The 468-nt window shown below is 59.0% G+C and carries 2 protein-coding genes; both read left to right on the top strand.

Annotation, left to right across the window (positions count from 1 at the left end; genetic code table 11):
- A partial coding sequence (locus J5M56_RS25015; protein WP_207938064.1) for a peptidylprolyl isomerase occupies positions 1–213 on the top strand: 213 nt, incomplete at its 5' end.
- The coding region (locus J5M56_RS25010) for a metallophosphoesterase (RefSeq protein WP_207938063.1) at positions 210–468 on the top strand (259 nt) is incomplete at its 3' end. The genes J5M56_RS25015 and J5M56_RS25010, both read left to right, overlap by 4 nt.

Genomic DNA, 468 nt, shown 5'->3' with positions numbered 1-468 from the left:
GCACAGTTCTTCATCAACGTCGCCGACAACACCTTCCTCAACCACAGCGGCAAGACCACTCAGGGCTGGGGCTACGCGGTATTCGGTAAAGTGACCGCCGGTACCGACGTTGTCGACAAGATCAAAGGCGTGTCGACCACTTCCAAGGCCGGCCATCAGGACGTACCAGCAGACGACGTGATCATCGAGAAAGCCGAGATCATCGCAGCGTGATATTGCTGATTTCAGACTTGCATCTGGAAGAGGAGCGCCCGGACATTACCCGGGCGTTTCTGGATTTGCTCGCCGGACGCGCCCGCTCGGCGAGTGCGTTGTACATCCTCGGCGACTTCTTCGAGGCGTGGATTGGCGACGACGCCATGACGCCCTTTCAGCGTTCCATCTGCCAGGCCCTGCGCGATTTGAGCGACAGCGGCACGGCCATATTCCTGATGCACGGCAATCGCGATTTCATGCTTGGCAAGGCCT

The sequence above is a fragment of the Pseudomonas sp. 51_B genome, assembly GCF_017491595.1.
In the GTDB taxonomy this organism is placed as follows: domain Bacteria; phylum Pseudomonadota; class Gammaproteobacteria; order Pseudomonadales; family Pseudomonadaceae; genus Aquipseudomonas; species Aquipseudomonas promysalinigenes.
This window is presented reverse-complemented; position numbering and strand designations above follow the sequence as displayed.